A 2668-nucleotide genomic window follows, 5' to 3' on the forward strand; every position below is an offset into this window, starting at 1 on the left:
ACGACATCGCCGGCAGCGGCAAGGCCGACGCCACCAGCCTGATCGAGGCACTGAATTTGGCGGCCCAGATGGCCGCCCGCCGCGCCGAGGCCGCGTGAGCCTGGCCCCCGACGGGCTGCCGCCGCTGCGCGAGGTGATCGCGCGGCACGGGCTGTCGGCGCGCAAGGCGCTGGGCCAGAACTTCCTGCTCGACCTCAACCTGACGGCGCGGATCGCGCGCGCGGCCGGACCGCTCGCAGGCGTCACGGTGGTCGAGATCGGCCCGGGGCCGGGCGGGTTGACCCGGTCGCTGCTGGCCGAGGGGGCGGCGCGCGTGATCGCCATCGAGCGCGATGCGCGCTGCCTCGCGGCGCTGGCCGAGATCGCGGCGCGCTGGCCCGGGCGGCTCGAGGTGCTGGCGGGCGACGCGCTGGCACTCGACGTCGCCTCGCGCCTGGGCGACGGCCCGGCGCGGGTGGTCGCCAACCTGCCCTACAACATCGCCAGCGAGCTGTTCGTGCGCTGGATGACGCCCGCCGCCTGGCCGCCCTGGTGGGACTCGCTGACGCTGATGTTCCAGCGCGAGGTGGCCGAGCGCATCGCCGCCGCCCCCGGCACCGGGGCCTATGGCCGGCTCTCGGTGCTGGCGCAGTGGCGGGCGCGGGCGCGGATCCTGTTCGAGATCAACCCGGCGGCCTTCACGCCGCCGCCCAAGGTGACCTCGGCGCTGGTGCAGGTGGTGCCGGGCCCACCGCTCGCCGAGGTGTCGCCCAAGATGCTGGAGGCGGTGACCGCGGCCGCGTTCGGGCAGCGGCGCAAGATGCTGCGCCAGTCACTGAAGAGTCGGTTTGCCGCGCCGTTGCCGCTGATGGCGGCGGCGGGAATCGATCCGGCGCGCCGCGCCGAGACGCTGAGCGTCGCGGAGTTCCTCGCGCTTGCCCGCGCCGCCGAGGCGGCCGGCTGAGCGGCAGAACGCTCAGTCGGACTGGGCGCTCAGTCGGACTGGGCGTCGGCCTCCGACTGCTGGTCCTGCTGGCCGCGATCACGGCGCTGGTTGCGCCGGCGCCGCGGCGGCTGGCTCGCGCTCAGCTCGTCGGCGTCCACCAGCAGGCTGCCGCCCTGTTCCGGGCCCGAGTCGATGGTGGTCAGGCCGCTGACCTCCTCGCTGCGGCGCTCGCCGCCGCCCTGGTCGCCCGCCCGGTCGCCTCCCCGGTCGCCCCCCCGGTCGCCCCCCCGGTCGCCGCCACTCTGGTCGCCCCCCCGGTCGCCGTCGCCCAGATCGCCGCCGCGCTGGTCGCTGCTGCGCCGGTTGCGGCGCCGCTCGCCGACCGCCTCGCTGCCCCGGTCGCCGCCCCGGTCGCCGCCCCGGTCGCCGCCCCTGTCGCTGCCCCCTTCGGCGGTCTGCTCGGGCCGGCGCTGCTCGGACTGGCGCGCGCCCAGCGCCTCGTCGCGATCGTCGGAGTCGTCGCGTCCGTCGCTGTCGGCGCCGTTCGCCTCGCGCTGGTCGCGGCGCTGCTCGTCGCGCAGGCCCTGCGCCTCGACGAGGAGACGCTGGTAATGCTCGGCGTGCTGGAGGAAGTTCTCGGACATGACGCGGTCGCCGGACGTCTGGGCGTCGCGCGCCAGCGTCAGATACTTGTCGATGATCTGCTGCGGCGTGCCCCGCACCTTGCCTTCGGGACCCGCGCTTTCGAAGACGCGGTTGACGATGTTGCCGTTGGGCTTGTTGCGATTGCCGCGGCCACGCGCACGGTTCTGTTTCTGCGACGGTCTCATGCTACCTGTCTTGGTTCGTCCTGGGCTGTGCCGCCTTGGGGGCGGGCGGGACACCCTGCCTCTTTGCCGGTCGGGCACACGCGGCCCTGGGCCAGCAAGATCCATCTTCGCTTGGATGCGATGTTCCGAACTTCCCCAACCGTCGCTTGCGCGACAAACCGCGCCAGCCGCCCGGAACACTGTTGCATATACCCCGTTTGCGCGGTTTCTCAACCACCAATCTGGGGCCATTGGCGAAATAATTCGCCGATGCGACCCGTTCAAGGCGTTTTTTCGGGCCTCGATACCGCCACGACACGGTCGCGGCCGTCCAGATCGGGCAGGATCCGCGCACCCGTCTGCCCCTCAACCAGCCCCTCAACCAGCCCCTCGGCGGCCAGGATCGCGGCGACCGCGGCGCCCTGCGCGGGCCCGATCTCGAGCATCAGCCGCCCGCCCGGCGCGATCAGCGGCCCGACCCCGGCGGCGATGCGGCGGCAGGCGTCGAGCCCGTCCGGCCCGCCGAGGAGCGCGGCGCGCGGCTCGTGCAGGCGCGGCTCGGGAGCGAGCGCGGCATAGTCGGCCGCGCTCACATAGGGCGGGTTGGCGACCACGAGGTCGAAGGTGCCCTCGACCCCGTCGCACCAGTCGCCGCGGTGAAACGCGGCCCGCCCGGCCACACCCAGCGCGCGGGCGTTGCCGGCCGCCACCGCGAGCGCCTTTTCCGAGGCATCGACGCCCAGGCCGGTGGCGTCGGGCCATTCGGCGAGCAGCGTGATGAGCAGGCAGCCCGAGCCGGTGCCCAGGTCGAGGATGCGCCGCGCCGGCGGCCCCTCGAGCGCCAGGGCGATCAGCGTCTCGGTCTCGGGCCTGGGGTCCAGCACGTCCGCGGTGACGCGGAAGGGGCGGCCCCAGAACAGGCGCATGCCGGTGA

The 2668-nt window shown here is 74.3% G+C and carries 3 protein-coding genes; 1 reads left to right on the top strand and 2 read right to left on the bottom strand.

The genetic code is table 11. The features are described 5' to 3' along the window. The first annotated feature begins 94 nt into the window (after positions 1–94). On the top strand, positions 95–943 hold the full coding sequence (gene rsmA, locus AC32QD_RS06410; protein ID WP_492009656.1) for a 16S rRNA (adenine(1518)-N(6)/adenine(1519)-N(6))-dimethyltransferase RsmA: 849 nt from the start codon (positions 95–97) through the stop codon (positions 941–943). 29 nt (positions 944–972) lie between these two features. On the opposite strand, the gene AC32QD_RS06415 is transcribed toward rsmA, so the two are convergent. Then, positions 973–1755 carry a DUF4167 domain-containing protein gene (locus tag AC32QD_RS06415; protein WP_492009657.1) on the bottom strand — a complete coding sequence of 261 codons (783 nt, stop codon included), beginning with the start codon at positions 1753–1755 and terminating at the stop codon, positions 973–975. Positions 1756–2015: 260 nt separating this feature from the next. After that, the coding region (gene prmC, locus AC32QD_RS06420) for a peptide chain release factor N(5)-glutamine methyltransferase (RefSeq protein ID WP_492009658.1) at positions 2016–2668 on the bottom strand (653 nt) is incomplete at its 5' end.

It is taken from the genome of Thermohalobaculum sp. (genome assembly GCF_058622915.1).